2 protein-coding genes are annotated in these 1,975 nt (G+C 42.0%); both read right to left on the bottom strand.

Going from position 1 to position 1,975, the window contains the following annotated elements:
- Nucleotides 1-273: 273 nt before the first annotated feature.
- A complete protein-coding gene (locus EFY79_RS21240) occupies nt 274-1,173 on the bottom strand; it encodes a hypothetical protein (RefSeq protein ID WP_123122770.1) in 900 nt (299 codons plus the stop codon).
- Between the two features lie 258 nt (nt 1,174-1,431).
- On the bottom strand, nt 1,432-1,975 hold a 544-nt coding region (locus EFY79_RS21235), incomplete at its 5' end, for a carbohydrate-binding family 9-like protein (RefSeq protein WP_123122769.1).

Below are 1,975 nucleotides of genomic sequence, written 5' to 3'. Positions count from 1 at the left end.
GTATTTATGAGGAATGATTTGTTTTTTTCTTAGCAACGTCTCACTTCGGGAATATTTTTTATCTACCGGAAAGATCGTGTGGACGTTGCGCCCGGAAGATTGATTAGGTATCAAACTGGTCGAACCAGGAATTCATCATTTACGCAATGTCCCGATCGGCATAAACTCAATTTGAAAATAGATGACGGAGACATTGCTGAGAAAGTAGATGTTGAAGTTAATTTTATATAAGGAGTTGCCAACCTTCTAAAGGTTGGTAACTCTGAGCATCCATCAGTGATCCAGCTTCTTCGGCAATAAAGCATTTTTTATATCTCCCTCAGAAATGAAAAGCGTATCCGCTTGCCGTGACGACCACAGCTTGCCCGAAAAGGTAGCGTCAAAGTGAGTGTCGGTAACATTAGTAACAGTAAGTTGCAGCGTAGATCCGTTGGAGGCCGAATCTACGTTGTCAGGCTGGCTGCCGAAATATATTGAATTCTCCTTTTTATAAACCATTGCAGGAATATCCATCGTCATTCCCGCCTGTAGCGGGTAGCTGGCCATAGCAGAATATAGGCTCACCCGGTATGCGAAAAAGGTAAACCCGTACGCCTGCAGGTTGTTCCTGTAAAGACAACCATCCGTATTAAAATCATAATCCGAATAAGAGACCGTGTCTTGGTTGACAATAAAGCTTACCGTTGTTCGCGGCCCGGTTGGCTTATAAAAGGTCCAGTCATCAGCACCGGTAAGCACTTTAAATCCATATTCCTTATCAGGGCAACTAACCGCAGTGATTTCCACCGACGATACATCCCAGCTTCCATCTACTATGGGTGTGGAATCATTGCCGGTAGAATCCGTATGGCCTGAATAATCCAATGTGTTTATATAGTTATCGCCGCCCCACGACACCATTTTCCTGTAACCCGCGGGGATCATTACCGGGATATTTTTTTGCTGCCCGTCTGCCAGGTGAAAAGTGACGGTTACATTGATTGGCGCATTGATTACATTATTATACCTTAACTGCACATAGCTGCCCGGATAAATCGCATTGATCTCAATAGTAGTATTTCCCTGCTGGATCCTGTTCGCAGATGGCAAAGCCTCTTTTTTACAATTTGAGAATAGAATGGCTATCAACAGGATAGCCGCAAAAAATGGGAGGGTGTTACGAAGTGTTTTCATTAGGTAGTTAGCTTTAAAAAAGAACAGCGAAATTAATAAAATATTTTAGAGAAAAAGGAGTGAGGCTTTCATGAATTATTATTTACAAGCAGAACAGTATTTTCATTTACGCAATGTCCCGATGGGAATAAACTCAATTTGAAAATAGATGACGGAGACATTGCTGAGAAACGGAGCAGATGACTTTGGATTTTTAAGTAACCTGTTTCAACGGTAGAAAATAAAGTCAGACATGTAACCCACAAATTCTCCTTTTTTTTATTTTATCCCCACAAACTCAATACTGCTCCACCTTTCAGGTAGATGGGTATCATAAATACCGTGACTGTTCAGTGCCATTGCGGGATGTGATATTTCCGTTCCTGAGTGAACTAATTTTTGAAACCTTCCCAAAAACATCTTCCAGCGATCACCGTTTGAAGGCGGTATGCTTCTGCCATTCGCCAAAATTTGCATGCTGCTCCATGGAATGGCTATTTCCAGACTCCATCCTTTATCAATGTCAGAATTATCATTTAATGTTCCCTCAATCATCACGGCAGTTTGCAATCCGTGCATATCAAAATGAGTAAAAGCCCAGCGGATACCGCGGGGATGAGTACCTTTCCAAAACGTAGTGTCACTTCGGTCAGCGTTGCCGCCGAAAGTGTAAGCCTGCGGATGATGTACATCAAATTGCGGAATATCAAACCTGCTGCCTTTTGTAAAGGCGTCTTTCCAAATAAAAAACACTTCATATACCGTATTCATAGCGTTTACTTCCAGCTCGTAATAACAATCGCCGCCATCAATAAAAACTTCA

It is taken from the genome of Hanamia caeni, from assembly GCF_003721595.1.
Lineage (GTDB): Bacteria > Bacteroidota > Bacteroidia > Chitinophagales > Chitinophagaceae > Ginsengibacter > Ginsengibacter caeni.
The sequence above is the reverse complement of the archived record's forward strand: the minus strand, read 5'-3'. Positions and strand labels throughout refer to the sequence as shown.

Excerpts from the sequence above, each read along its gene's own strand:
- EFY79_RS21240 (WP_123122770.1), bottom strand. The coding sequence starts at position 1,173 with ATGAAAACACTTCGTAACACCCTCCCATTTTTTGCGGCTATCCTGTTG.